Origin of the sequence: Nocardioides sp. BP30, from assembly GCF_029873215.1 — a bacterium.
Lineage (GTDB): Bacteria > Actinomycetota > Actinomycetes > Propionibacteriales > Nocardioidaceae > Nocardioides.
Map to the genome: position 1 here is coordinate 3341592 of NZ_CP123620.1, position 25205 is coordinate 3366796.

Sequence of the window (25205 nt, forward strand, 5' to 3'; positions counted from 1 at the left end):
GGAGCTCCGGGATGACCCATCACGACCATCAGGACCCGCGCCGGCGGCTGCCCCGCGTCGACGCGCTGTTGGCCGACCCGGCGATCGTCGCGGCCGGCCGCGGCATCCATCCGACGCTGCTGAAGGCGGCGGTGCAGCGCAGCCTCGCGGAGGCCCGCGCCGGCCGGCTCGCTCCCGAGCTGCTCGTCGGGGCGGTGATCGAACGGCTCCCGCAGCACGGGACGACACTGAGGAGGGTCCTCAACGCCACCGGCGTCGTGCTGCACACGAACCTGGGACGGGCGCCCCTGCATCCGGACGCCGTCCGCGCCCTGGAGGCCGCGGCGGGGTACGTCGACGTGGAGTACGCCGTCGAGGACGGGTCCCGCGCCCGGCGCGGTCGGCGTACGCTCGAGGCGCTGCTGGACCGGGTGCCCGCCGCCGAGGACGCCCTGGTCGTCAACAACGGCGCGGCGGCACTCGTGCTGGCGGCCACGACGCTCGCCCAGGGCCGCGAGATCGTCGTCAGCCGGGGCGAGCTCGTCGAGATCGGTGACGGATTCCGTCTCACCAGCCTGCTGGAGAGCACCGGCGCGCGTCTGCGCGAGGTCGGGACGACCAACCGGACGCACCTCGCGGACTACCGTGACGCGATCGGGCCGGAGACCGGCTTCATCCTCAAGGTCCACCCCTCGAACTTCAGCGTGCAGGGTTTCACCTCGGCCGTCGGGGTCCACGAGCTGTCGACGCTCGGCGTACCGGTGGTCGCCGACATCGGCTCCGGGCTGCTGGAGCCGGAGCCGACGCTGCCCGACGAGCCCGACGCGACCACCTGGCTGCGCCAGGGCGCAACCATCGTGACGGCGAGCGGGGACAAGCTCCTGGGCGGACCCCAGGCGGGCCTCGTGCTCGGCAGGGCGGAGGTCGTGCACGCCCTGCGGCGCCACCCGCTCGCCCGCGCCGTCCGCGTCGACAAGCTGACGATCGCGGCCCTCGAGGCCACGCTCGCGGCACCGGTGACGCCGGTCCTCGCCGCGCTGCGCGCCTCGGGTGAGACCCTCCGACGCCGTACCGAGGACCTGCATGGGCGGCTGGTCGCGGCCCGCGTCGACGCACCGGTCGTCGAGGTGTCAGGTCTGGTGGGCGGCGGTGGCGCGCCGGGCGTCCCGCTTCCTGGGTGGGCGGTGCAGCTCCCGGCCGAGCTGGCGGCGCGGCTCCGGCTGGGCAGGCCCTGTGTCGTCGCCCGGATCGAGCGCGACCGCTGCCTGGTCGACCTGCGGTGCGTCGACCCGACCGATGACCTCCTGATCAGCGAGGCGATCGTGGCCGCCGCCTCCGCGAGGCACTGAGTCGTGCACGTCTTCGCCACCGCCGGTCACGTCGACCACGGCAAGTCCACCCTGGTCCGCGCGCTGACGGGGATGGAGCCGGACCGCTGGTCGGAGGAGAAGCGCCGCGGCATGACCATCGACCTCGGGTATGCCTGGATGACCCTGCCCGGCGGTGAGCCGATCGCGTTCGTCGACGTCCCGGGGCACCGGCGCTTCATCAGCAACATGCTCGCCGGTGTCGGCCCGGTGCCCGCCGTCATGCTCGTCGTCGCCGCCGACGAGGGCTGGTGCCAGCAGACGGGCGAACATGTCCAGGCGCTCGACGCGCTCGGGGTCGAGCACGGTCTGCTGGTGCTGAGCCGCGCCGACCTGGGCGATGTCGAGCTGGCGGAGAGCGAGGCGCGCGACCACCTCGCCGGCACCTCGCTGGCGGCCCTGGAGTCGGTCGGGGTCAGTGCCGTCACCGGCGAGGGCATGGCCGAGCTCCGGACCGCTCTCGCCCGCGTCGCCGACCGGCTTCCGGAGCCGCCGCCCGTGCCCACCAGGCTGTGGGTCGACCGGTCGTTCACCGTGCGCGGGTCGGGGACGGTGGTGACCGGCACCCTGCCCACCGGTGCGGTCGCTGTCGGCGACACCCTCGAGGTCGTTCCGTCGGGACGGCACGTCACCGTGCGCGGCATCCAGACGCTGAAGGCGAGCGTCGAGTCGGCACCGGCCGTCGCCCGGGTGGCGCTCAACCTGCGGGGCGTCGCGCCCGAGGACGTCCCACGCGGCGCGGCACTGGTGGCGACCGGGCGGTGGCACTCCACCGCCGAGCTCGACGTCCGGCTGCGCTCGGATGCCGAGCAGCTCCCCCGCGAACCGCTGCTGCACATCGGCTCCGCCGCCGTCGCCGCCCGCCTGCGCCGGCTCGGTCCCCACACGGCCCGGTTGACGCTGACACACGAGCTGCCGCTGCGGGTCGGCGATCGCGCACTCCTGCGGGATCCGGGGCAGGTGGGACACCTGACCGGCGTGGAGCTCGTCGACGTCTTCCCGCCGCCGCTGGGCAGGCGTGGTGCCGGGCGCCGGCGTGCGGCCGAGCTGGACCGGCTCCTCGCCGAACCGGGCCCCGGCACCGAGCTCGCGGTGCGGGGCGCCGTCCGGCGCACCGACCTCGTCCGCGCGGGTCTGCTCGGTCCCGCCGAGGAGACACCGCCGCAGGCCGTCACCGCGGGCGACTGGCTGGTGACCTCCGAGCGCTGGGGCCACTGGCGCGCCGAGCTCGGGGCGGCGGTCCAGGAGTGGGCAGCGCAGCACCCGATGCGGCCGGGCCTGCCACGCGCGGCCGCCGTACGCCGGCTGGCGCTTCCCGAGGCGGCACTGCTCGACCAGCTGCTGGCCACGCTCCCGCAGCTGCGCAGCGATGCCGACGGGGTCCACCACCGTGACCACGCACCGGCGCTGCCCGCAGCGGTGGAGCAGGCGTTGGCTGGCCTCCAGGAGCGGCTCGACGCCGCGCCGTTCGACTCCCCCGAGCTGCCGCAGCTCGAGCAACTCGGTCTGAGCGAGGAGGCGCTCCAGCTCGCGGCCCGGCGGGGGCAGCTCCTGCGGCTCGCACGCGGGGTCTACCTGGGCGCCGGCGCGATCGACCGAGCGGTCGTGGCGCTCGGTGAGCTCCCGCAGCCGTTCACGGCGAGCGAGGCACGGCAGGCGTTGGGTACGACGCGACGGGTCGCGCTGCCGCTGCTGCAGGAGCTGGACCGTCGCCGCGTCACGCGGGCGGATGCCGAGCAGCGCCGGACGCTGGTCAGGCGCTGAGCCGGCGCTGAGCCGGCGCTGATCCGGGGTCGAGGGCGCCGCCGGGTGGCGAGCGGCGGAGGTGGCGAGCGGCGGAGGTGGACGGGAATCGAACCCGCCAGACCGACTGTGTCGCCCTCGTCGGTTTTGAAGACCGCGGCGCCCACCAGGACGCAGACACCTCCCCGCACCACCCGGGCCGGCCGCTGATCCCGATCGCCCCGCGCTTGCGCGCAGGCTCACGGTACACAAGGGGGCGGTGCGTGAGCCGTGGGTGTGGGGGGCCGTCGAGGGAAACCGACGGCGAGCGGCTGCCCTCACCTGGGGAAAGGCAGCCGATCGCCTTCAGTTTCCTAGCCACCGGCCTGCCACCGGCAACCCACTCGGCTCGGCGAAACACCGGCAGGGCGACCGTGAAGCCGGCCCGGCACGGCATCATGGGCCACCTCATGACCCCCACGCTGATCTACCTCCACGGCATCGGTGCCGAACACGACGACGCCTGGCGCGACGTGCTGGACCGGGCGTTGCGCGACGCCGGCCATCCGGGCCTGGACGGCGTGGAGTGCCTCGCTCCCAAGTACCCCAACACCCTGCGCTATCCCAGCGACGAGAACCACCCGCTGCCACCGCAGGACGACCGACACCTCTCGCCCCAGCGTCGCGACGAGGTGCGCTGGCAGGTCGAACGGGCGACCGCCGACCTCGAGCGCGCGCTCGGCGCCCATAGTGCGGGCCGGATGACGCCGCTGGCCGCCGAGACGGTACCGGCGGCGATGCGCGTCCTCCCGCAGGCGCGGCGGTACCTGGAGGACGACGCGACCCGCGCCAACACGCTCCACCGCGTGCTCGCCACGATTCCTCGGTCCGGCCCGATCGTGCTGGTGGCGCACAGCCTGGGCAGCATCATCGCCGCCGACCTGCTCACCCGGTTGCCCGAGGACATCACCGTCGTCGGCCTGATCACCCTCGGCTCGCCCGCGGGGCACCTCGCCCTGCATCGCGGCAGCGACCGGCTGGAGGTGCTGCGCGAGCCGCCCGAGCGGGTCGGATGGTGGCTCAACGTCTGGGGAGGCGCCGACCCGGTCACCGGGATGCGCGGAATCTCCCACCGCTTCCCCTGGGTGCTCGACATCGCGCTGCCGGCGGCCCGGCACCCGATGGAGAACTACCTGGGCTCACCGGTCGTCGCCACGGCCGTCGCGCGGGCGCTGTTCGGCAGTCGCAGCCGCGAGCTCGCGCCGGTCGGGACCGTGCCCGAGCCGTGGATCGACGACGTCGAGCTGCATGCCTACCTGCTGCTGGCCTACGGACACTTCCTGGCCGAGCACGTGGCGCCGAAGCGACGGGCCCGCTTCCGTGCCGCGCTCGGTCTGACCCGCGCCGAGCTCACCGAGCGACTCGGCCTCAGCGACACGGGCGAACCACCGGATCCGGCACAGTTGCGCACCCTGTCGAAGTCGACGGCGCTGCTGCCCCTGCTCGCCGTCGCCACCGCGAACCCGATCGCGCCGTACCACGTCGCGATCACGGCGAGCGCTCGCCGCCAGGCCCTGTACGACGTGGCGGTCTGGATCGGGCTCTACAGCGGATACGGCCGCTCGCTGCACCGGGCTCTGACCAGCGCGTCGCTCGCCGTCGCACCCACCTGGGCGGACCGTGCCTGGCTGCGACCGCGCCGACCACGCGACCCCGGCCGGCTCGATCCGGTCGAGCTGACGGCCGTGCGGCTCCTCGCCGCCGAGCTCGTGCGCCAGCGCGAGGGGCTGGACTCCGACCCGCAGGTCTACGCCACGCTGGCGCGCGCCGAGAGCGAGGTACGGCGGGACCAGGCGCGGCTCGCGCCGTACTCGGACCCCCGCGCACCGGCGCTGCTCACCCTCGACCGGCAGCACCGCGCACTCACCCGGGCGCTGCGGCTGTTGGATCGTCGAGGGCTCGGTCCTGCCTGACGCCGAGACGTCACCTTCCGCGGGTCGAGTGGCCGGCCGGGAAGGCGGGCTGGGTCTAGCGGCCGGAAACCCCGGGCGCGAACTCGACGAACCACGATCCGTGCTCGCCCAGGACCCCGCGAGCGGAGCCCGCTCGCGAGCGGAGACGATCCTGCCGACGTGTGGTGCGATCGTGCTGCGTGGCCATCAGCCACCGCCTGTCGATTGCCGCCGACTCCGGAGCCTCGATGGGCCTGTGACTGACGGTGCTTCGGGCCACGCTACAGGCACGGACCCCGCTGGGCGCGATCGCCGGCGAGCGTCTCCTCGCCCGGCGGCCACCGGGACTCATGCGTCGCCTGGGGCAGGTTCAGCGACTTGACGTCCTTCCTCACATCGTGGGTGAACTGCGCCCGGTCGAGGATCGCTATCGCGTCGTCGAACCGGTTGCGCACCACGATGGACGAGCACTCGCCGGCGTGGACGCGCAGGATCAGGTGATCGGCCCCGTCCATCCCCATCAGGGCCATCAGAGCAGCCAGGTACGGCTGGCGTCGTCGCAACCCCACGCTACCCACCGCCTCTCGGGGTGCCGACCGGGGCTAGGGGTGATGGCGGCGCCCCGACGGCCGACTGCAGAGCGCACCGGCCAAACGAACGCGCGATTCCGAACCGTCGGGTGAGGTCGTCGGCCCGACCTCGTCGCCGGCAGCGGCATCCTCGAGGAGCTTGGCAGCCAGCTCGGCAGGGGTGTCGGGCTGGATGACCCTGACCTTGAGGCGCCGACCGTCGATCATCGAGAGCACCAGGAGCTGGGTGTCGTCGTCGGGGAAGCAGCCGGTCTTGATCCGACCGGCCCCGACCGGGACGGATCGAGGACGGTCATCCCAATCCGGTGGCGAGTAGAGAACCCGCGCGATCCGGCCGGCCCCCGGTGGCCACAGCGCGAAGAGGTCACTGAGCTCCTCGTCGAGGCGTCGGCTCTGCGGCCACCACACCGCATCGAAGGGACCGGGCGTGGCGCGAACGCTCAGCACGAATCGGGTGGGCTGTGTCTCAGCGGCCATCAGGCCACCGCCTCACGATTGCTGCCCTGTCGGACTCACGGTGGAGCCGAACGATCGCAGTCTTGTGGTGGACGGTACACCGGTCGAGCGGATCCGGTCGTGCTTCCCACCCGATGCCGGGGCAATCCGGCCGCCGGCGGCGTGCCGTCACCGCTGGCGGTGCGCTCGGGAGGGCGCGCCGGAAGGTGCCGCCGCCGATCGGGTACCTGACGGTGGCGGCCGAGGCTAAGAAGCGGCGTCGGTCGCCCCTCGATGCCGCTGACCAGGACAGCTGACTGCCGTGCACCGCCCGGTCCGGTCCGACGCTCGGCTGGCGGAGTCGCCGGATCCAGGCGACGCGCGCCGTTCGCGCGGCCCCGGACGTTGTCCTCAGCTCAGCCTCCGAGGCTGGACCTGTCCGGACCCGGTCCCGCTGAGGAACGGCTGCGTTGCAGCATGGTCGTCGATCGCATGCTCAGGTATCAGCGGACGAGACGGATCCATCCAACGCGAGACGGCCCAGTGCGGCGGCTGACTCCGCATCGGCGGGCACGAAAGCGATCAGGAACTGCTGGTCGCGGTCTGTGGCGGCGAGCTTCACATAGTCGAGATCGAGGCGTCCCAGTCGAGGATGGCTGAACCGTTTCCGTGAGCCCTTGAACCGATCGACGCGCTGCTCGGCCCACAGCTGTGTGAACGTCGAGCTGACCGCCTGGAGGGCTTCGGTCAGCTCCGGGCCCCGGGGGTCGGAGGGGTTGCGGGCCAAGTGGGCTCGAAGCTGTCCCACGAGCTGTCGGACCTCGTCGTTCCAGTCGATGAAGAGTGCGGCCATCCGAGGCTCGGTGAACATCAACCAGATCGTGTTCAACTCGTGCGGCGAGAGCCCGTCAAGTCTGCCGATCAACGCTTCGTAGGCACTGTTGTAGGCCAGGATGTCCCACCACGGATTGACGATGTAGGCGGGGTTCGGCGCCAAGCTGTGCAGCAGGCGCAGCATCGTGTCGTCGACCTCTGGCGGCGCTGGCGCGTCGACCGGAAGTGCTAGCCCCGCCAAGGTGAAGAGGTGCGCTCGCTCCAGCGAGCCCAGCTGCAATGCTCGCGCAAGACTCTCGATGACCTGCCGGCTGACACTGATCGGTCGAGCCTGCTCGAGCCAGGTGTACCACGTCGTCGACACTCCGGAAAGCAGCGCCAACTCCTCGCGTCTCAGGCCGGGAGTTCGGCGGCGTGGGCCTGGCTCGAGTCCCAGGGCCTCGGGCCTCGTCCCTTCACGCTTCGAGCGAAGGAACCCGGCCAGCTCCGTCCTCTGCACCAGGTCTGCCATTGCTTCGCACGCACCTCTCACCTTCCGCGATCTGCGGGATTCTCCTCGTGAGCACTCCGCTCGACCAGGCGGGAGACGGCTCCAGCATAGGTGGCAGGCGCTGGGGCGATGTGACGAGCAGAACGTGCCCTGGCGGGAGGGCCCGACGGTGAAGCGACCAGAGGGTGCACGATCACCGGCCCGGCTGGTAGCACTCGAACACATTGCCGTCAGGATCCGCCACGATCACTCGCGATCCGCCCGCCGAGTCGACCGGTCCGTCGAGGACCGAGCCGCCAGCGCGCACGAACGCGTCGACTGCGGCTGAGAGGTCGGCGACGACGAGCGTCGCTTCGCGGTGGTACTCACGCAGCGTCTCGGCCTCGCCTTGCAGCAGCATGAACGGTCCGACGATCGCCAGGTCGAACTGCGGGAACTGGAGGCGCCGTACGTCGTCGGTGCCGGCGAGCGCCTGGTAGATGGGCAGCGCATCCTCGATCGACGACACGTCGATGCGGGTCTGGACCGAGCTGAGGATCGGTGTCATGCCCACGACGGTGCCTGTCGGCGGACCGCGATTTCAACGCCCAGCCGGGTGCCGTTGCCACCAGTATCAACGGCACTCCCCCGCTTGGCTACGCAGGTCCCACAGTGGTGGAAGCGGCACGGTGAGAGCGCTCTTGTCGGCTCCGCCAGCGTCGGCCGCGACTCGCTACGCGGCCGCCAGCCCTTACCCATCACGGCCAGCAGGGAGATTGGACATGACCGAACCAGGTCGGGTTGCGCTCATCACCGGCGCCACCCAAGGACTCGGAGCAGCACTCGTCGGCGAACTCGCGCGACGACTCGGCCCGCACGACACCGTCTACGCGACCGGCCGTGACCTCGATCGCCTCGCCGAGGTGTGCGAGGCAGCAAGCACCTCCACCGGCGCCCAGGTCCGCTCCGAGCACTTCGACGTCAGCGATCCTCAGCGCACCCCGCAGCTCGCTGATCTCATGCGGGAGCGTCACGGCGGCGTCGACATCGTCTTCAACAACGCCGTCATGCGCGTCGCACCGGACGACGACATCGCGGCTGTCGTCGCTCCCTACGTCGAGGTCAACAACTTCGCTACGACGCGCATCCTGCGCGCGCTCCTTCCGCTTCTGCGTGACAACGGTCGGTTCGTGGTCATTGCCAGCTCCCTAGGCACGCTGAACTACCTCGCACCGGTGCTGCACGAGAGGTTTCCCGACGACGCCACCCTCGACGATGTCGATGCAGCGGTGGCCGGATGGCGCGACCTGGTCGCCGACGGTTCTGTGCGAGGCACGCCGTGGCCCGGTTTCATCAACATCCCCTCGAAAGTCGCCCAGGTCGCCGCGATCCGCGCGGTCGCACGGACACATCGCGAAGCCCACCTCGCTCGGGGAACTCTCGTGACTGCCGTCTGTCCGGGCATGATGAACACGCCCACCTCCGCAGCCTTCTGGGACGTCAGCGATGCCCCCAGCCCCCAAGAGGCGGCTGTTCCGCTGGTCGACCTGGCGCTGATGGAATCCATCGATCCGAACCTGTACGGGCAGCTCTCACGCGATGGCCAGGTCCTGCCGTGGAAGCCGGTAGCGGTGTGAACAGCCTCCGCCGCAGCGCGCGGCGGACCGATCGGACGCAGCATCCCGGTCGGCACAGTGCTGGGAGTTCGCCTCGGCACGATGCTCGGGCAACAGCTCGGAGGGCAGGCATGACTGCCCTCCATCGCCGCGGTCGCACTCCTGGCGGTCGTCGGTGTCGCACTCACGCTCGCGGATCTGCCGATCCCCGCGTCGCGCGGGCCTTGCTCGAGACTGCCGGCATCAGCGGAAAGAAGCTGACCCTGACGTTGCTCCTGTACCGAGGCGGGAAGCGTCGGCGCGTGCTTCAGCGGCTGGCTCTCGGGACTCGCGGTCCGGACCCGGTGGTCGCGCCATCAGGCCGCGACCGGAAAAGTGTCCATCCACAAGATCTCGAGAGTGCGGTGCACGATGCGCCATCCTTCGGGCCGCCGCTCGAGACGGTCGACGAACATTCCGGTCTGGATCAGGTTCCAGCCCTGCCCGTCCGTCTCGCCCTGGTGGGTGTGGATGTGGGGAGTGCGGGCGGTGGCGGTGTCTCCCGAGATCTCGACCGTTGACCACGCCTGGAAGTGCTGCCATCGCTTGAGACCACTCATCGAGCCGCCCGGGCGCCGCATGAAGTCGACCAGCTCGCGGTAGCCGATGTCGGCGAGATCGGGTACGCCCGTGATCGAGTAGTCGGCGCGGCCTTCGGGAGCGAAGACGGCGTCCCACTCTCGCAGCACGTCGTTGTCACCGTCCTCATGAAGGTCCTGTCCCAATCCATAGCGGGCGATCACGTCTTGGATCTCGATGCGGTCAGTCAGGTACTGGAGGCGATCGGTGCGGTTGTTGGCGCTGTTACTCGTCATGGCATGACGCTAAGAACTACACTCCCCATATGGGAAGTACTGACAAATTAGTAAGTATGGACGCATCCAGTGCGGAGCCTCGCGCAGCGTCCGTCCCGAGCACGGCCGACGGTGTCGAGTGCAGCATCGATCGGGTCGAGCACGCGATATCGGTCATCGAGGGTCGCTGGAAGCTGCTCATCATCCATCATCTACTGGTGGCGGCACCCCGACGCTTCTCCGACCTGGAACGTGCGATCCCGGCCGTGTCGCAGAAGATGCTGATTCAACAGCTGCGCGCACTCGAGGTCGATGGTGTCGTGCGACGGACCGCCTACCCCGAGGTGCCGCCGCGCGTGGAGTATGACCTCACCGCCGCAGGAGCGGCGCTCGAGCCGGCGCTCAATGCGCTGCACGATTGGGCCGCGTCCGAGCACTTGGAGGCAACGTCGGCGAGGCTCGGTCCGCGAACCGCCTGACGCGGGGGCTCTCCCGCCGCGCCCCCGCGTCGTAGCCCACGCGCTAGAGAGCTGCTGCCCCGCCGTCGACCGAGAGGATCGCGCCATGGGTGTTGCTGGACAGATCGGAGGCGAGGAACATCACGGCCGCGGCAACCTCGGCGAGTTCGCTGGGACGTCGCGAGGGCATGGCAGCGATCATGGGTGCGAGGTAGTCCTGCATCGCGCGCACCTTCTCGGTCAACGTCGGACCTGGTGCGACGGCGTTGACTCTGACACCTTGAGGTCCGTACTCGGCGGCCCACGACTTGGTCAAGGAGTGCATCGTGGCCTTCGTGGCCGAGTAGAGCGCAGAACCTGCAGAGCCTCGGAAGCCGTTGAGCGAGCCGAGGTTCACCACGGCGCCGCCGCCGTGTTGCGCCATGTGGGTGGCGATCCGGCCGGTCAGCAGGAACGGTGCTCGGACGCTGACCGCGAACGCCTCGTCGATGAGCTCCTGGCTCACCTCGACGCTGGCAGACGGCGTGATGAGCTGGGCGGCGTTGTTCACCAGCACATCGAGGCGACCGACTCGCTCGAGAGCCTCGTCCACCAAGGCGTCGATCGCAGACCCGCCTCGACCCAGGTCAGCCCGGATGAAGCGAGCGTCGCCGCCGTGAGCCTTGATCACCTCGACGGCATGGGCGCCGCGGTCGGCGTCGCGACCCGTCACGATGACAGCTGCGCCCGCCTCCGCGAACGCCTCAGCGATGGCGCGGCCGATGCCGCCGGTCGATCCCGTGACCAAGACGCTGCGGTCGGTGAAGTCGAAGGAGTTGGACATGGAGGTTTCCGTTTCTCGAGTGAGCGTGCAAGGGCGTTGGTCGGTGCTCCCGGCAGAGCGGGCGCACCGAGAACAGGGGAAAGGGAAACCGCGGTCAGTCGGTCGCCGACGTGGGCGCCGCTCCGGCCGCGGCAAGCGCGAAGGACATCGCGACGTAGCCGCGCTCGCTAGGAACACGATCTACCTGGTGCGCGCTGAGATAGGCGAGCACCGACAGCATCGACGTCGTCGCGACCAGGCGGTGGGCGTCGACGGGTCGCGTGAGCCTGCCAGCAGCCATTCCCGCGCTCAGCATGGTGGCCGTCATCGGCGCGAACAGCAGGCCTGACTCGCTCACACGCTGACTGAGCCCCAACCCGGTGTGTTTTTTGGACCTCACAGTCCAATAGTGCGTCGAATCTTCTGGACTGGCAAGTCCAATCTACGCCTCGATATTCAACGCCTCCAGGCTCACCGCCAAGGCGTCCTGCAAGTAAGACACGCGCTCAGTGACGCGCAGCATCAAGACGCCTCCCTGGATCGCGGCGAGGATCGCGCGCGCACCGCACTCTGCGTCCGTCGTCGAGTCCGGCCGTCGATCGATGCCGGCGGCCAGCTTGGACTGCCATACGTCGTACAGGTGCGTGATGACCTGCCGCGAGCGCGGCGAGGTCTTGCCCAGCTCGGTGGTCAGCGAACCGAGCGGGCACCTGCTACCCAAGGCGACGTAATGGTCGATGACGGCGCGATGCCACCGGACCCATGCCTCGTCGGGCCCGAGCTGGTCGAGCCACGGCTGCTGGGCGAGCAGCACCTGAGCCGCCTCGTGCTCTGCCACGGCGACCAGCAGGTCCTCCCTGCCGCCGGGGAAGTAATGGAACAACTGGCTCTTGCTGGTAGCTGTCGCGGCGCGAATGTCATCGAGACTCGTCTCGCCGGCACCTGCCTCACGGATGAGAAGGGCGCTGGCGTCCACGATCCGGGCCCGCGTCTCCTGACCCTTGCGCGTGAGAGTCGACATAGCGAGAGCCTAGGCGACCGGGCCGACGGCGGCGCCGTACGCTTCCCTCAGACCAGTCGGACCTCCTTCTCGACCAGCGCCGAGTGGATCCCGGACGCGCTCATGGCTATGCCGCCTTCCTCGCAGAGGGCGTGTTCGGCGTGGACGAAGAGAGCCGAGTCCGTGCGCGGGACGAGGCAAGGACGTCCGCTCGCGCGCTGCTGCGCGATCATCCTTGATCGAAGCGAGGGCCGTCGCCCGCCGCGGAGACAGAGGTGCTGTCGGAGCGGTTGCGGCCGCTGCGCTCACCCGGTGGCCTGCGCGGCCAGGCGGACCGGCGCGTTGCCCGCGCCGTACCCGTCGTAGGAGCCCCGGCGCTCGACGACCTCGAAGAAGACGCCACCGACGGTGGGGGTGTAGAAGTGCACGTACGCGCCGCTCGGGTCGCAGTCGTAGAGCAACGCGAGGTCCCGCAGGGTCCCGACCTCCTCCGGAGCCAGGTCGAAGCGGGCGACCAGGTCGTCGTAATAGTTGCCGGGCACGGCGAGGGGCCGCAGCCCGCGCTCCTGAGCGCGGCGAGCCAGCGCCACGATGTCGTCGCAGGCCAGTGCGATGTGCTGGGCATGACCCTGGGCATGACCCTGGGCATCACCCTGGGCATCACCCTGCTGGCCGGCGGGCAGCAGGTTCAGCGGCAGCCTGACCTCGCGGCCGCACGAGCACATCACCTGGCTGCGGACCAGGCCTGCCGGGCCGGCGACCTCGTTGACCGGCTGCGGCTCCAGGCCGAGGACGCTGCCATAGAACAGCACCGCCTCGTCGAAGGACTGCCACGGCTGCACGAGGTTCACGTGGTCGACGTGGGTGATCGATCCGGTAGCGGGTCCTGCCGGCTCCACACCGCCTTCGAACTCGCCCACCCAGCCGGCACCGTGCCCCAGGAAGATCTCCGTGCCGTCCGGCGCGACGAGACCATGGAGCAGTTCCTCGCCCGCATAGGTACGGCGCGGCACCGGCGGCGCCAGCAGCCTCGCGGCTCGCTGCGCCGCGGCGGCCGGGTCCGTGACGTCGAAGCCGACCGCCGAGATCCGCGGCTGCTGGCCGAGTGCCTGCTGCTCGTTGCACACGATCCGGGCCTGGCCCCGGGTCCAGAGCCGGACCTGCTTGCGGCGGTGCCGGCCGCGGAAGTCGAAGCCGAGCTGCTCCAGCAGCACCTCGACGTCACCGGTGTCCTGGGCCTTGACCTCGACGAAGTCGAACCCGGCAGGGGCCGGGACCTCGGGCAGCCGTGTCACCCCGGGACCGGCAGCGGTGCCGAGCCCCCGCGCGGTCCCGTCCTCCAGCCAGCGCAACGAACGCAGCGCCTGCCGTGCGGTACGCCGGGGATCGGTCTGCCGGAAGGTGTCGTTGAAGACCTCGAGCGAGAGCGGGCCCGTGTAGCCGGCGCGCAGCACGTGCCCGAGAAATCCGGTCAGGTCGAAGCTGCCCTCCCCCGGGAACAGCCGGTGGTGCCTGCTCCACGACAGCACGTCCATGCTCAGCGCCGGCGCGTCGGCCAGTTGCAGGAAGAAGATCCGCTCCGCCGGGATCTCCTCGATCGCCTGGGGGTCGTGTCCCCGCGAGAGGATGTGGAAGCTGTCCAGGCAGACCCCGACGGCGGGGTGGTCGGCCAGCCGCACGATCCGCCAGGCGCGGCGGTAGTCGTCGACGTACCGGCCCCACGCCAACGCCTCGTAGGCGAGCCGGACGCCATAGGACGACGCGAGGTCGCCCAGCCGGCGCAACTGTCCCGCGGAGACCTCGTCGTCGTCGATCGTGGCGGTGCCCACGTTGCTGCACACCAGCATCAGGTCCATCCCCAGGCGCCGCATCAAGGCGAACTTCGCCTCCGCCCGCCGCAACACGGTGGCGAACGTGCTTTCGTCGACGCCCTCCGCGTCCCGGAAGGGCTGGTAGAGATCCAGGCGCAGACCCAGCCGGTCAGCCAGCGCCCGGATCTCCTCGGGACTCTGCGGTGCCGCGATCAGATCGGGCTCGAAGACCTCCACCCCATCGAATCCTGCCTCGGCGCAGGCGTGCAGCTTCTCGACCAGGCCGCCGCTGAGGCAGACGGTGGCGATGGATGTCCGCATGAGATCCTCCTCCAGCTCAGCAATGTACTAAACGGTACATACAAAACGAGACCCTGGGAAGATCCACTGCCACTACCCTCGTCGCCATGGCCCGCCTTGATCCCGCCGAGCGCGTCCGCGACGCGGACCGCACCCGCGCCGAGCTGCTCGAGGTCGCCACCGAGGTCTTCGCCGAGCGCGGCTACAGCGGTGCCAGGGTCGACGAGATCGCCGAGCGGACCCGCACCACCAAGCGGATGATCTACTACTACTTCGGCGGCAAGGAGGGGCTCTACCTCGCCGTCCTGGAGTCGGCCTATCGCACGATCCGCGCCGCCGAGCAGAGCATCAACGCGGGCGATCTGGCACCCACCGAGGCCATCCGCCGCATCGCCGAGCTGACCTTCGACCACCATCACGCCCACCCGGCATTCATCCGGCTGGTCTCGACCGAGAACATCCACCAGGCCGAGCACCTGCGCAAGGTCGACTCCCTGCGCGACCTGAGCGCACCTGCCGCCAGCCTGCTCGACCAGGTGCTGGAGCGCGGTCGCGTGGCAGGCGAGTTCCGCAACGACGTCGACGCCATCGACGTGCACATGCTGATCAGCTCCTACTGCGTCTTCCAGGTCGCCAACGCCGCCACCTTCGGCTTCCTGTTCGGGCGCGACATGCTCGCCCCCGACGTACGCGCGCGGCACCGCCGCATCCTCGGCGACGTCGTCGTCGGCTGGCTCACCCGGTCCTGAGGCCGGCTCCGCAAAATACTCCCCCTGCGGCTTGACGTGAGGGCCGTCACATGCTGTCGTAGATATGAACGTACCGGATAGTTCATAAGGAGCCGCAGCATGACCCGCCCGTTTCTCGTCGGACTGATCGGCAACGGCGTGACGCCGTCGCTGACACCCCTGTTGCACATGCGGGAGGCGGCGGCCCACGGACTCGCCTACGTCTACCGGACGATCGACCTGTCCGCCCTGGGGCTGCCCGCGGCGGCCGTGGGCGACCTGGTCGGCAGCGCCCGCACCCTCGGGTACGACGCCCTGAACATCACCCACCCGTGCAAGCAGCTCGTGCTCCCCCACCTCGACCGGGTCGACCCGACCGCACAGCGGCTCGGTGCGGTCAACACGGTCGTCTTCGAGGATGGTGCGGCAGTCGGTTACAACACCGACACCACCGGGTTCGCGACAGCGGTCCGCACGGGGCTTCCGGGTGTGCCGACCCGCGAGGTCGTGCAGCTCGGTGCCGGCGGCGCCGGTGCCGCCGTCGCGGACGCGCTGCTCACGCTCGGTGTCGACCGGCTGACGGTGGTGGACCTGGACCCGGTCCGGGCCGAGCGGCTCGTCTCCGAGCTCGCCGCCCGCTTCCCCGAGTCCCGGGTCGTCGCGGCCGACGCGGACAAGCTGGCGGCCCTGCTCCCCGAGGCCGACGGCCTTGTGCACTGCACGCCGGTCGGGATGGCGGAGCACCCCGGTCTGCCGCTGGACCCGACGCTGCTCCACTCCGACCTGTGGGTGGCCGACATCGTGTACCGGCCGATCGAGACCGCGCTGCTGCGAGCAGCGCGGGCCGTCGGATGCCGCACCCTCCACGGCGGTCACATGGCGACCTACCAGGCGGTCGACGCCTTCCGGTTGATCACCGGCGTCGACCCCGATGCCCCGCGCATGCTCGCCCACCTCAGCGAGCTCGCCGCCTCCGAGCAGCGAACCGAACACTGACCCGCACTCGATCGACCACCAGCGGCCCAGCCGCTCGACCGCCAGGCCCAGCCTGCGGCACGATTCTCCTCAGGAGGACCCGATGACGGGATCCAGCAGCACCGCAACCAGCGCCCCCACCCGCACGCCTGTGCGTGCCGCCGTCGCCAGCTTCATGGGCAGCGCGGTGGAGTACTACGACTTCTTCGTCTTCGGCTCGGCGGCGGCACTGATCTTCCCGCATGTCTTCTTCCCCGACGGCGGCTCCTCGTCGCTGGTGATGTCGTTCGCGACCTTCGCCGTCGCCTACGTCGCACGCCCCGTCGGCGCCGTGTTCGTCGGCCACTTCGGTGACCGGATCGGCCGCCAGCGGGTGCTGCTGGCGACGCTGGTGATGATGGGCGGCTCGACGTTCCTGATCGGGTGCCTGCCCACCTTCGGAGCGATCGGGTGGGCGGCACCCGTGCTGCTGGTGCTGTGTCGGGTGTTGCAGGGGCTCTCGGCTGCCGGCGAGCAGTCGGGCGCCAGCTCGCTGACGCTCGAGCACGCACCCGAACACCAGCGCGCCGCCTTCACCTCGTGGACGCTCACCGGCACCCAGGGCGGACAGATCCTCGCCGCCCTCATCTTCATCCCCGTGGTCAACATGCCCGACCACATCAAGGACAGCTACGGCTGGAGGATCCCGTTCTGGTGCAGCGCTCTGGTCGTGGTGGTGGCCTACTTCATCCGCCGCGGGCTGCACGAGACGCCGGAGTTCGAGCAGGCCCGGTCGAAGGGCGAGATCGCCCGTCTGCCCGTCGCCGTCCTCCTGCGCGACCACTGGGCCGACGTCCTGCGCGTGATCCTGTGCGCCACCATCGCCGCCGTCTCCACGGTGTTCGGCAACCTCGCCATCGCGTACGGCAAGGAGGTCGGCCTGCGCGAGTCGATCACGCTGTGGCTGGTGGTCGTGGCCAACGCCTTCGCCCTGCTGACCCAGCCCCTCTTCGGCCGACTCGCCGACCGGATCGGCCGCAAGCCGGTCTTCGTCTACGGCGCCCTGTCCAGCGCGGTCTTCATGCCCTTCTACCTGCTCTCGATGGGCCAGAGCAACGAGCTGGTGATCTTCGCTCTCGCGGTGGTGACGTTCTCCTGCGGCTACGCCGCCGCGAACGCCGTGTGGCCCTCCTTCTACGGCGAGATGTTCAGCACCCGCGTGCGCTTCTCCGGGATGGCGATCGGCACCCAGATCGGCTTCCTGATGGCCGGCTTCGCCCCCACCATCGTGACGGCGCTCGGCGGGGTGCAGAAGGGCGGCTGGTACGTGACCGCCGGCTTCACCGCCGTCATCGCCGTGGTCGCCTCGCTGTCGGCCCTCACCGCCCGGGAGACGAAGGACGTCCCCACCGCTGCGCTCGGCCGCAAGGAAGTTCATGCCGAGCCTCGGTCGGGACAGCCCGAGGTGCGAAAGCAGCTCCGCGCGCCGAGCGCGCTGGCACCTCGGCGCTCCGCCCGCTGACACGGCGAGCACCGCGAGGCGGTCGAGGGCGGTACGGCGGCGCTGTCACGAACAGGTGGCCCCGGCAGAACGCCGGGGCCACCCTAGGTCCGTGGTGCGCGAGGGCACCACAACTCATCTGTCGGTCAGGAGCGGACCTTCACCGTCGTGTGGACGGTCGGGCTGGTGGCGTAGTCCGCGTCACCGAGGTAGGTGACGGCGAGCTTCGCCTTGCCCGCCTTCTTCATCTTCATGGTGATCGACACCGTGCCCGAGGCGGTGACGTTGCCGGTGAAGGTCTGGTGCTTCTTGCCGATCTTCACCGTCACCACGACCTTCCCGGTGGGCGCGAGCCCACCGGTGTGGCCGCCGACGAGGGCCTCGAGGACCACCTTGCGGTGGCCCTTCGCCTTCGCCTTGGTCACCGCGACCGTCGAGGCGGCCTTGGCGACCGTCACCCGAGCGGTCCCGGTGCTCGGGGCCAGCGTGTCGGACCCGGCGAACGCGGCGGTCACCGTGTCCGCTCCCACCGGCAGGCCGGCTGCCAGCGTGAACGCCGCCGAGCCGGTGGCGCCGAGCTTCACGCTCGTCCTGGTCGTGCCGGAGGACACCTGGACGGTGCCACCCGTCGCGCCGGCCACCTTCACCGTGCCGGTGACAGGCCGGCCGTAGGCGTAGGTGCTCGACGAGGTGCTGACGGTGACCTTGTCACTCGTGGCGCGCAGGTCCAGGACCGACTGCTCGGTGCGACCGGAGCCGGCGCCGAGCGCGGTCAGGACGACCTTGCCGGCGGCGGTGTCCGCCGGGATGGTGACGACGGTGGCGACGTCGCCGTCCGGGCCCGCCACAGCGCTGCCCAGCGCGGTGTTGCCCAGCGAGAACGCGACGCTCTCACCGTTCCGGAAGCCGCTGCCCGTGACAGTCACCTTGCTGCCGATGGCCACCTTGGAGTCGAGCACGAGCGCACCCGGCACGGCCTTCTCGGCGAGTTCCTTGCAGACGTCACCCTGCACGCCTACCGCCGGGGCCATGGTCGTGTCGGGATTCTTCGGATCCGCGACGTAGTCGTCCTCGCGGACCGTGACGGTGCCGTAGTCCTGCGCACCGAGCACGGCGTTGGTCGAGTTCGACACGTCGACCTTGTACGCCGTGGACGGCGCCGTACCCGCCGTCTTGTCACCCGTTGTCGGCACCGTGACCGCCTGGCAGGTCTGGCCCGGCTGGAAGGTGACCTTCTGCATGGCCAGACCCACCTTGCCGGTCGCCGAGCCGATCATCGAGAGGTACGTCGTGACCGGCTTGGTCGCCGCCTTGTCGAGGTAGACCGCGACGTCGGCCGTGCCAGGGCCGGAGCCCTCCTCGATGTTGGTCGAGTTCACGTTGACCGTCGGCCAGCTCTCCACGACGGGGGTGCCGACGCCCTTCGAGTCGAAGGTCAGGTCGGAGAGGTAGACCCCTCCGGCCGGGGTCGCGTCGAGACCCTGGGCGGCGGTGAGCTTGACCTGGGCGATGTTGCTCAGGTTGAGACCCGCAGCGGCCAGGTCGGCCGTCGGCACGTGCACCTGCTGCAGGACGAGCTTGTGCAGGTTGCCCGGCTTGTTCCCGGTGGTGGTGTCACTGCCCGGCATCCGCTTGACCGCCCAGATGTTGAGCGAGGAGACCGGCTTGCTCCAGGTGTGACCGGCCGCATCGCTGACCGCGAGCGTCATGTCGGTGCCGGTCGGCACACTCTGGTCGGGCGACATGGTCAGCGTCATCTCCTGGTAGGAGGAGACGTTGCGCTTGGCCGCGGGGACCGTGACCGTCAGTGCCCCTGTGCCGTCGGTCCAGCTCAGGTCCGTCATCGGGTTGAGCGGCACGTTCGGCGCGAAGCTGGCAGGCGTCCAGTACGGCTGCTGCTGGCTGGTCAGCGGCGCGGCACTGAGCGTGTCGTTGGCCGCCGTGGTGCAGGACGGCAGCGGCTCCGGGACGGTGCGGCCGTACCGGCTGGCGCAGACCACAGCGGTCGCCGTACCCGAGGTCCCGACGAGCGGGCTGGTGGCGGCGAAGTCCGTGATGTCGTCACGCATCGAGGCGGGCTGCTGGGCCACCGTGCGCACGTCGGCGAACGAGGCGACCGACGCCGGCTCGGTTCCGGAGCCGTCGAACATGCCCTGGAACTGGCTCTGGCCGCCGAGCGTCAGCTGGAACCAGCCGGCGACGTACGCCGAACCGGCTTCGAACTGCTGGCTCGGCGAGAGCCGCGTGGTGGTCGGCGACTGCGAGCCGCAGACCGCGTCCTGCGAGGAGCTCCAGTCGTCGGAGGCGCCCGGGTAGTTCGGCGTCCACGAGGTGTTGTAGAAGTCGTGGTCGGTGCCCATCACCCAGACGTCCGAGCGCAGCACGTTGTCGTCGAAGTTGTGCCGGGAGTCGGCGTAGAAGTGCTGACCCTGCTGGTCGGAGACGTCACCGTCGCAGTACGGCAGCAGGGTGGCGGTGTCGACGTCGGGCAGCGTGTCGCGCGTGAAGTCGATCGGTGCGAGCGCGAAGACCGACTTGATGTTCCACGGGTGCGCCAGACCCTCGTTGAGGGTGGCTGCGGTGACAGCACCCTCGCCACCACGGGAGTGGCCCATCACGCCGATGTCGCTGAAGTCCATCGTTCCGACGAGATCCTTGGCGGTCAGGGTCTGGGCGATCGCGCCCTGCGAGGCGTTCTTGCCGCCGGACGCGACCGAGGCACCGTTGACGAGCGCTTGATCGAGGGTGTTGTCGGTGTTGGTCGCGGCGTCGTGGTAGGTGAAGCTCTCGCCCGCGTTCGCCTTCTTCAGCATGGTCAGCGTGTCCAGCACGGCCTGGCCGCGGGATGCCGCACCGTCATCGGGCGAGAGCTGGTTGTCGTTGGCGTTGATCGCGTTGACCGAGATCGACACCACGGTGTAGCCATCAGCGGCGAGAGCGTCGCCCGCACCGTCGTAGCCGGCGTAGCTCAGGATCGAATAGTTCGGGCTCCCGTCACTGGCGACGGTGCACGGCCACTGGCTCACGCCCTTCAGGGACACCGAGTTGTAGCAGGCGCTGTGCCGGCCGTGCATGAAGATCACGACCGGGTGCGGGCCCGGCGTACTGGGCAGGTAGATCCGGCCCTGGAGCTCGCCGCGGATGCCGCCGATGTCGGTCAGCGGAAGAGACTGCGCGCCGAAGTCGTAGTCGGAGACGGAGTAGGCGTCGGTGCCGATGGTCAGCGGGTCGTCGTTGGCGGCGCTGCCGACGACGTCCGCGCGCACGCTCTTGGAGAGCTTGGACGCCTTGGGGAGGGCTGCAGCGCTGGTGGGGCCGGTCGTGGTGTCCTGTCCGCCGGTGGACCACTGCCAGCTGACGTCCTTCGCGCTGGCGACCTCGGTCGAGGAGGTGCTCACGGTGAGCGTCTTGCCGTCGGCGGACTCGGTCGCGGCGCCGAGGTCGACGCCGTCGGCGACCAGGTCGGGCGCAGCGTCGCGGACCGGCAGCGGCGCGGACAGGTGAAGGGTGACCGCGTAGCCACCGGCGACGCGGGTGACGTCCCAGGTGGATCCGGAGGCGACGACACCGTCGGGTGACGCGGCCTGGCTCGGCGAGGCCGGCAGGGCTGCTAGACCGGCAGCTGCGGTGGCGACCAAACAGGTAGCAAGGGCGCGAAATCTTCTCCCAAGCCGTGGGGTGTTGGGCATCTGAACCTCGTGTTCACGTGTGAAGGCTCTCGACCGCTGACGGTCGAGAGCCCGGGCAACGCCATGCTGCGAGATCGCCGATTCGCTGAATAGAGGGGAAATGGAACGATCATCAGACCTTAACGCCGAAGAAATGACTGGCCGGCCGGCGACCTCGGCCGAGCATTGGTGGAAGCGGACCTTGTTGCGCGCAGATCTGCGTGGCGGACCTCCTGATCCGTCTCCCGAGGGGCCTGCCGCGTGCCCGGCTCCGAGCACTCCCAGCGCATGAACCAGCGAGCGGCGCGCTTAGCAACTGACCGTTGCTTAAAGCGCGGGCTCGGGTCTAGTGTGGCGCCCGTCACCATTCTGTTGAAACCTTTCAATTAAGGGCGCTCCATGAATCCTCTCTCCTTCACGCGCCACTCCTGGGCGCGGATCTCACTGGGGGCCGCGATGGCTGGGGTCCTCGCTGTGTCGCTGTCCCCCGGAGCCGGCTCGGCGCACGCCGCGAGCCCAGCGCACGCCGCTCCCGTCAGCGTCAAGGCAGCCGTGTCATCCACGTCGGCCGAGAGCCTGACCCGTGCGTCGTTTGCCCATCCCCCTGCCTCGGTGCGGCCGATGTATCGCTGGTGGATGCCGCTCGCCTACACCGACGATGACGAGCTGCGCCGGGAGCTGCGCGATATCGCGGCCGGCGGCGCCGGCGGAGTCGAGGTCGACCCGATGATCGTGCCGGGCGCGGGACATCAGAGCAACGCGTTCCTCGCCCAGTACGGCTGGGGCACACCGAACTGGGAGCACAAGATCGAAATGATCACCGACGAGGCCGCGAAGTTGGGCCTCGAGGTGGACCAGAACCTGGGGCCGGCGTACCCCCCGACGGTGCCGACGTTGAACAGCTTCAACCAGCCGCAGGTCGAGCAGCAGCTCATCTATGGCAGGGAGTTCGACGCGCCTGGTACCAGCCGGACAGGCTCGCTGCCCACCCCGGTGACGGCCCCGCCGTCGGTGACCACCACGCTGTGCGCGCCGTCCGCGGCAGGCGACAGCGTCTTGCACGTCACGAGCCTGGGCGGCCTCGCCGCCGGGGACACCGTCACCGTTGGCACCGGCGCCGATGTCGAGAAGGTCGTGGTGACGGGGCTGGGCGACCGGACCGTCACCTGCGGTGACCTGTCGGTCTCGCCCCTCGCCAACGCCCATGCGACGTCCGAGACGGCAGTGGACGTCGCGCGGACGACCCGCATCAAGACGTTGGTCGCGCAGTGCGCGAGTGCCTGTTCGACCAGCACCATCGGCTCGGTCGCGCTCGACCCGGCATCCGTGGTGGACGTGACGGGGCAGGTCTTTGGGGGCAGGCTCGACTACGCCTTCCCCGCCGGGAACGGCAACCCATGGGTGGTCATCGACTTCCTCCAGACCGCGTCCGGCCTGATCGCACAAAGCGGCGGCTACACCGAGACGCAGCCGAACTACGTCGTCGACCACTGGAACCGCGACGGCGTCGCGGTCCAGACCAACTTCTGGGACGACAAGATCCTGACCGACCCCGTCCAGGCCAACCTCGACAAGATCGGCCGCGGCGCGATCTTCGAGGACTCCCTCGAGCTCGGCACCGCGGAGAAGTGGACCTGGAACTTCCTGCAGTCCTTCCAGAGCCTGCGTGGTTACGACCCGACTCTCCTGCTCCCGGCGCTCGCCGGAGCCGGCATCCAAGGCACCGGCACCCCCGCCTTCGACCTTGCCGGTGTCGGCGCCCAGGTTCGAGAGGACTACCGCCAGACGCTCAGCGACCTCTACACAACCACGTACGTGGCGCCGATGCAGCGCTGGGCGCAGAGCCACGGCCTGCAGTTCCGCGTCCAGTCCTACGGCGTCCCGATCGCCTCGGGTGACGCAGCCGCGGCGGCCGGCGTTGCGGAGGGCGAGTCGCTGAACTTCAACGGCGACTCGGCGCACCGCTTGGCCGAGGACGACTACAAGGTGCTGGCAGGCGGCGCGCACGCGAGCAACCGCAACGTGATCTCCACGGAGTGCTGCGCGGCGTTCCTGGGCAACTTCCGCTCAAGCGTCGCCGGGCCGAACATCAACGGCCAGTACGGCCAGGGCGGCGACGGCTCCGGCTCCGTCGGCGGCAAGTCCTCCCAGGGTCTGCTCGACAGCATCTACCAGGCCTACGCCGGAGGCGTGAACCAACTCGTGTGGCACGGATACGCCTACCGCGACGCACCCGCCGGCGTCGGCACCGCGGGTCGCGACGGCGGCACCTGGCCCGGCTACCACCCCTGGGACATCTACGGGGCGCTCAACGTCAACGACGAATTCGGACCGCGCCAGGCGAGCTGGCCTGACTACGCCTCCGTCAACGACGAGCTCGCCCGCACCCAAGAGGTCCTTCGCCAAGGTCACAGCACCTCCGACGTCGCGGTCTACTACGAGGACCTCGGCCTGTCCGGTAACAGCGTCGGCTCCCAGCAGTCGACCCAGCACATGCTGGGATCCGGCTCGGCCACGGCGAGTGCCGGCTACACCTACGAGTACCTCAGCCCCGCCCTTCTCGCGAAGGCCACCCCTGATGCGGACGGTGACCTGTTCGCTGACACCTCCGACTACCACGCGCTGGTACTGAACAACCAGAGCACCATGTCGGTCGCGAACGCGCAGCGCCTGGTCACCCTGGCCGAGGACGGCCTGCGGATCTTCGTCGTCGGCGCGACGCCCACCAGCACCACCGGCGCTGACCCGGATGCCGCCCAACTCGCCGACATCGTCACCACGCTGCTCGCGCAGCCGACGGTGACACGAGTCCCGACCGAGGCGGCTCTGCCCGCAGCCCTGAAGGACGCCGGCATCCACCCGGCGATCACGCCGGCCCAGCCGACCTCTGCCCTGGGGTTGGTCCGTCGCCAGGCCGCCGAGGTCAGCTACGACTACGTCTACAACCGCTCGGAGAGCACCGTCTCGACGGACCTGACCCTCACCGGCAGCGGAACGCCGTACCTCCTCGACACCTGGACCGGGAAGATCGACCCGATCGGCGCCTACACCAGCGACACCGCCGGGGTCAGGGTGCACGTACGGATCCCGGCACACGACAAGGTCGTCCTCGCCCTCGCCCCGGCCTCTGCCGGCCTGGGTGCGGCCCCCACGTTGCACGCCACGAGAAGCACTGCCGACGTGACGGCCGCCAGCGGTGCCACGGTGACGGTGAGGGCGGTGGCGAACGGCCGGTACACGACGGCCTTGAGCGACGGGTCGACGCGGACCACCGAGGTCACCGGCCTGCCCGCGGCTCGGCCGCTGAACAGCTGGACGCTGACGGCGCAGACCTGGACGCCGGGGGCGAACGAGTACACCACCGTGAAGACGACCCAGCCCACCGTCACCCTCACTGCCGATGGCAGCGGTGGGTTGCCCTCCTGGCGTGAGATCACCGGACCCGTCGACCTCACCAAGTCCTCCGGCATCGGCACCTACACCACGACGGTGACACTGCCGAGCACCTGGTCGCCCAGCGACGGCGCCTACGTGGCACTCGGCGATGTCCTGGACACCGCCACCGTCACCGTCAACGGCGCCGACGTCGTGGTGAACCAGGCCGACCGGGGCCGCATCGACCTCGGCACCGCGCTGCACCCCGGCTCCAACACCCTCACCGTGCGGGTGGCGACCACGATGTTCAACGCCGTGCGAAGCACCGGTGACAGCAACTACCAGCTGCCGGACTGGCAACGAACCGGCCTGATGGGCCCGGTCGTCCTCACCCCGTACCGCGACACCACCCTCACGGCGAGGAAGCCCGCGCCGCCCGGGACGACCAAGGCGACGACGAGCATCCGGGTGAAGCTGGCCAAGACGCACGTCCGCACGGGCAGGCGCGTGAAGGCGATCGTGACGATCAGTCCCTCGACACCGACGACGGTGCGTGGAACGGTCACCATCAGGATCGACGGCCGTGACCGTAGGTCCGTCACCGTCTCGGGCAGCCGGATCGCTGTGAGGCTGCCCAGGCTCGGCGCTGGCAAGCACCACGTCCGTGCGATCTACGCCGGCTCCTCGACCGTGACCGGCTCGAGGTCGAAGGCAGTGAAGCTGACCGTCACCAGACGCCGATAGCCCCGCGCTGACGCAGTGCCGACATCGCTCGGCTGAGCAGGGCGCCGGAGCTCGTCGCAGTTCCGGC

Annotated in this window: 19 protein-coding genes and 1 tRNA gene; 9 read left to right on the top strand and 11 right to left on the bottom strand. The window is 70.2% G+C overall.

Annotated elements, in window-relative coordinates; all coding sequences use genetic code 11:
• Positions 1-11: 11 nt before the first annotated feature.
• Together selA and selB are read left to right on the top strand one after the other, a co-directional pair.
• Positions 12-1328, top strand: a complete 1317-nt coding sequence (selA, locus tag P5P86_RS15765; RefSeq protein WP_280608400.1) for an L-seryl-tRNA(Sec) selenium transferase — start codon at positions 12-14, stop codon at positions 1326-1328.
• Positions 1329-1331: 3 nt separating this feature from the next.
• Complete coding sequence (gene selB / locus P5P86_RS15770; RefSeq protein ID WP_280608401.1) at positions 1332-3110, top strand: selenocysteine-specific translation elongation factor; 1779 nt, start codon at positions 1332-1334, stop codon at positions 3108-3110.
• 72 nt (positions 3111-3182) lie between these two features.
• Here the strand turns inward: selB and P5P86_RS15775 are convergent.
• Positions 3183-3274 (bottom strand) — tRNA-Sec (locus P5P86_RS15775).
• Between the two features lie 264 nt (positions 3275-3538).
• On the opposite strand from P5P86_RS15775, the gene P5P86_RS15780 reads away from it, so the two are divergent.
• The gene (locus tag P5P86_RS15780) at positions 3539-5041 is read left to right on the top strand and encodes an alpha/beta fold hydrolase (protein WP_280608402.1); all 1503 of its coding nucleotides are present in this window, start codon (positions 3539-3541) and stop codon (positions 5039-5041) included.
• A 260-nt stretch (positions 5042-5301) separates the two neighbouring features.
• On the opposite strand, the gene P5P86_RS15785 is transcribed toward P5P86_RS15780, so the two are convergent.
• The 4 genes from P5P86_RS15785 to P5P86_RS15800 form a co-directional block, all read right to left on the bottom strand.
• Positions 5302-5589 carry a hypothetical protein gene (locus P5P86_RS15785; RefSeq protein ID WP_280608403.1) on the bottom strand — a complete coding sequence of 96 codons (288 nt, stop codon included), beginning with the start codon at positions 5587-5589 and terminating at the stop codon, positions 5302-5304.
• A gap of 33 nt (positions 5590-5622) precedes the next feature.
• On the bottom strand, positions 5623-6087 hold the full coding sequence (locus P5P86_RS15790) for a DUF5994 family protein (protein WP_280608404.1): 465 nt from the start codon (positions 6085-6087) through the stop codon (positions 5623-5625).
• A gap of 454 nt (positions 6088-6541) precedes the next feature.
• Positions 6542-7594: a helix-turn-helix transcriptional regulator gene (locus P5P86_RS15795; protein ID WP_348537905.1), complete on the bottom strand. Its 1053-nt coding sequence runs from the start codon at positions 7592-7594 to the stop codon at positions 6542-6544.
• Positions 7563-7916, bottom strand: coding sequence for a VOC family protein (locus tag P5P86_RS15800; RefSeq protein WP_280608406.1), 354 nt, complete (start codon positions 7914-7916; stop codon positions 7563-7565). Before P5P86_RS15800 ends, P5P86_RS15795 begins: the two co-directional genes overlap by 32 nt.
• Positions 7917-8049: 133 nt before the next feature.
• Between P5P86_RS15800 and P5P86_RS15805 the strand changes: the two genes are divergently transcribed.
• Positions 8050-8985 carry an SDR family NAD(P)-dependent oxidoreductase gene (locus P5P86_RS15805; RefSeq protein ID WP_280608407.1) on the top strand — a complete coding sequence of 312 codons (936 nt, stop codon included), beginning with the start codon at positions 8050-8052 and terminating at the stop codon, positions 8983-8985.
• A 335-nt stretch (positions 8986-9320) separates the two neighbouring features.
• On the opposite strand, the gene P5P86_RS15810 is transcribed toward P5P86_RS15805, so the two are convergent.
• Entirely contained in the window at positions 9321-9818 is a 498-nt protein-coding gene (locus P5P86_RS15810; RefSeq protein WP_280608408.1) for a nuclear transport factor 2 family protein, read from the bottom strand.
• A 56-nt stretch (positions 9819-9874) separates the two neighbouring features.
• On the opposite strand from P5P86_RS15810, the gene P5P86_RS15815 reads away from it, so the two are divergent.
• The gene (locus tag P5P86_RS15815; RefSeq protein WP_280608409.1) at positions 9875-10276 is read left to right on the top strand and encodes a winged helix-turn-helix transcriptional regulator; all 402 of its coding nucleotides are present in this window, start codon (positions 9875-9877) and stop codon (positions 10274-10276) included.
• 43 nt (positions 10277-10319) lie between these two features.
• On the opposite strand, the gene P5P86_RS15820 is transcribed toward P5P86_RS15815, so the two are convergent.
• From P5P86_RS15820 to P5P86_RS15835, 4 genes are all read right to left on the bottom strand, one after another.
• Entirely contained in the window at positions 10320-11078 is a 759-nt protein-coding gene (locus P5P86_RS15820; protein ID WP_280608410.1) for an SDR family NAD(P)-dependent oxidoreductase, read from the bottom strand.
• A 94-nt stretch (positions 11079-11172) separates the two neighbouring features.
• The gene (locus P5P86_RS15825; protein ID WP_280608411.1) at positions 11173-11415 is read right to left on the bottom strand and encodes a hypothetical protein; all 243 of its coding nucleotides are present in this window, start codon (positions 11413-11415) and stop codon (positions 11173-11175) included.
• Positions 11416-11499: 84 nt separating this feature from the next.
• Positions 11500-12078, bottom strand: coding sequence for a TetR/AcrR family transcriptional regulator (locus P5P86_RS15830; RefSeq protein WP_280608412.1), 579 nt, complete (start codon positions 12076-12078; stop codon positions 11500-11502).
• A 284-nt stretch (positions 12079-12362) separates the two neighbouring features.
• A complete protein-coding gene (locus P5P86_RS15835) occupies positions 12363-14189 on the bottom strand; it encodes a bifunctional sugar phosphate isomerase/epimerase/4-hydroxyphenylpyruvate dioxygenase family protein (RefSeq protein ID WP_280608413.1) in 1827 nt (608 codons plus the stop codon).
• 86 nt (positions 14190-14275) lie between these two features.
• Between P5P86_RS15835 and P5P86_RS15840 the strand changes: the two genes are divergently transcribed.
• From P5P86_RS15840 to P5P86_RS15850, 3 genes are all read left to right on the top strand, one after another.
• A complete protein-coding gene (locus P5P86_RS15840; RefSeq protein WP_280608414.1) occupies positions 14276-14917 on the top strand; it encodes a TetR/AcrR family transcriptional regulator in 642 nt (213 codons plus the stop codon).
• 99 nt (positions 14918-15016) lie between these two features.
• Positions 15017-15892: a shikimate dehydrogenase gene (locus tag P5P86_RS15845; RefSeq protein ID WP_280608415.1), complete on the top strand. Its 876-nt coding sequence runs from the start codon at positions 15017-15019 to the stop codon at positions 15890-15892.
• 82 nt (positions 15893-15974) lie between these two features.
• Complete coding sequence (locus tag P5P86_RS15850; protein WP_280608416.1) at positions 15975-17372, top strand: MFS transporter; 1398 nt, start codon at positions 15975-15977, stop codon at positions 17370-17372.
• A 125-nt stretch (positions 17373-17497) separates the two neighbouring features.
• Here P5P86_RS15850 and P5P86_RS15855 read toward each other — a convergent pair whose 3' ends face one another.
• On the bottom strand, positions 17498-20989 hold the full coding sequence (locus P5P86_RS15855) for an Ig-like domain-containing protein (RefSeq protein WP_280608417.1): 3492 nt from the start codon (positions 20987-20989) through the stop codon (positions 17498-17500).
• 651 nt (positions 20990-21640) lie between these two features.
• Between P5P86_RS15855 and P5P86_RS15860 the strand changes: the two genes are divergently transcribed.
• A complete protein-coding gene (locus tag P5P86_RS15860) occupies positions 21641-25138 on the top strand; it encodes a glycosyl hydrolase (RefSeq protein WP_280608418.1) in 3498 nt (1165 codons plus the stop codon).
• Positions 25139-25205: the final 67 nt, after the last annotated feature.

Coding starts and splice junctions, on each gene's coding strand:
- selA (WP_280608400.1), top strand. CDS start 12: ATGACCCATCACGACCATCAGGACCCGCGCCGGCGGCTGCCCCGCGTC.
- P5P86_RS15780 (WP_280608402.1), top strand. CDS start 3,539: ATGACCCCCACGCTGATCTACCTCCACGGCATCGGTGCCGAACACGAC.
- P5P86_RS15790 (WP_280608404.1), bottom strand. CDS start 6,087: ATGGCCGCTGAGACACAGCCCACCCGATTCGTGCTGAGCGTTCGCGCC.
- P5P86_RS15795 (WP_348537905.1), bottom strand. CDS start 7,594: ATGTGTTCGAGTGCTACCAGCCGGGCCGGTGATCGTGCACCCTCTGGT.
- P5P86_RS15800 (WP_280608406.1), bottom strand. CDS start 7,916: ATGACACCGATCCTCAGCTCGGTCCAGACCCGCATCGACGTGTCGTCG.
- P5P86_RS15810 (WP_280608408.1), bottom strand. CDS start 9,818: ATGACGAGTAACAGCGCCAACAACCGCACCGATCGCCTCCAGTACCTG.
- P5P86_RS15815 (WP_280608409.1), top strand. CDS start 9,875: ATGGACGCATCCAGTGCGGAGCCTCGCGCAGCGTCCGTCCCGAGCACG.
- P5P86_RS15820 (WP_280608410.1), bottom strand. CDS start 11,078: ATGTCCAACTCCTTCGACTTCACCGACCGCAGCGTCTTGGTCACGGGA.
- P5P86_RS15830 (WP_280608412.1), bottom strand. CDS start 12,078: ATGTCGACTCTCACGCGCAAGGGTCAGGAGACGCGGGCCCGGATCGTG.
- P5P86_RS15835 (WP_280608413.1), bottom strand. CDS start 14,189: ATGCGGACATCCATCGCCACCGTCTGCCTCAGCGGCGGCCTGGTCGAG.
- P5P86_RS15840 (WP_280608414.1), top strand. CDS start 14,276: ATGGCCCGCCTTGATCCCGCCGAGCGCGTCCGCGACGCGGACCGCACC.
- P5P86_RS15845 (WP_280608415.1), top strand. CDS start 15,017: ATGACCCGCCCGTTTCTCGTCGGACTGATCGGCAACGGCGTGACGCCG.
- P5P86_RS15850 (WP_280608416.1), top strand. CDS start 15,975: ATGACGGGATCCAGCAGCACCGCAACCAGCGCCCCCACCCGCACGCCT.
- P5P86_RS15860 (WP_280608418.1), top strand. CDS start 21,641: ATGTATCGCTGGTGGATGCCGCTCGCCTACACCGACGATGACGAGCTG.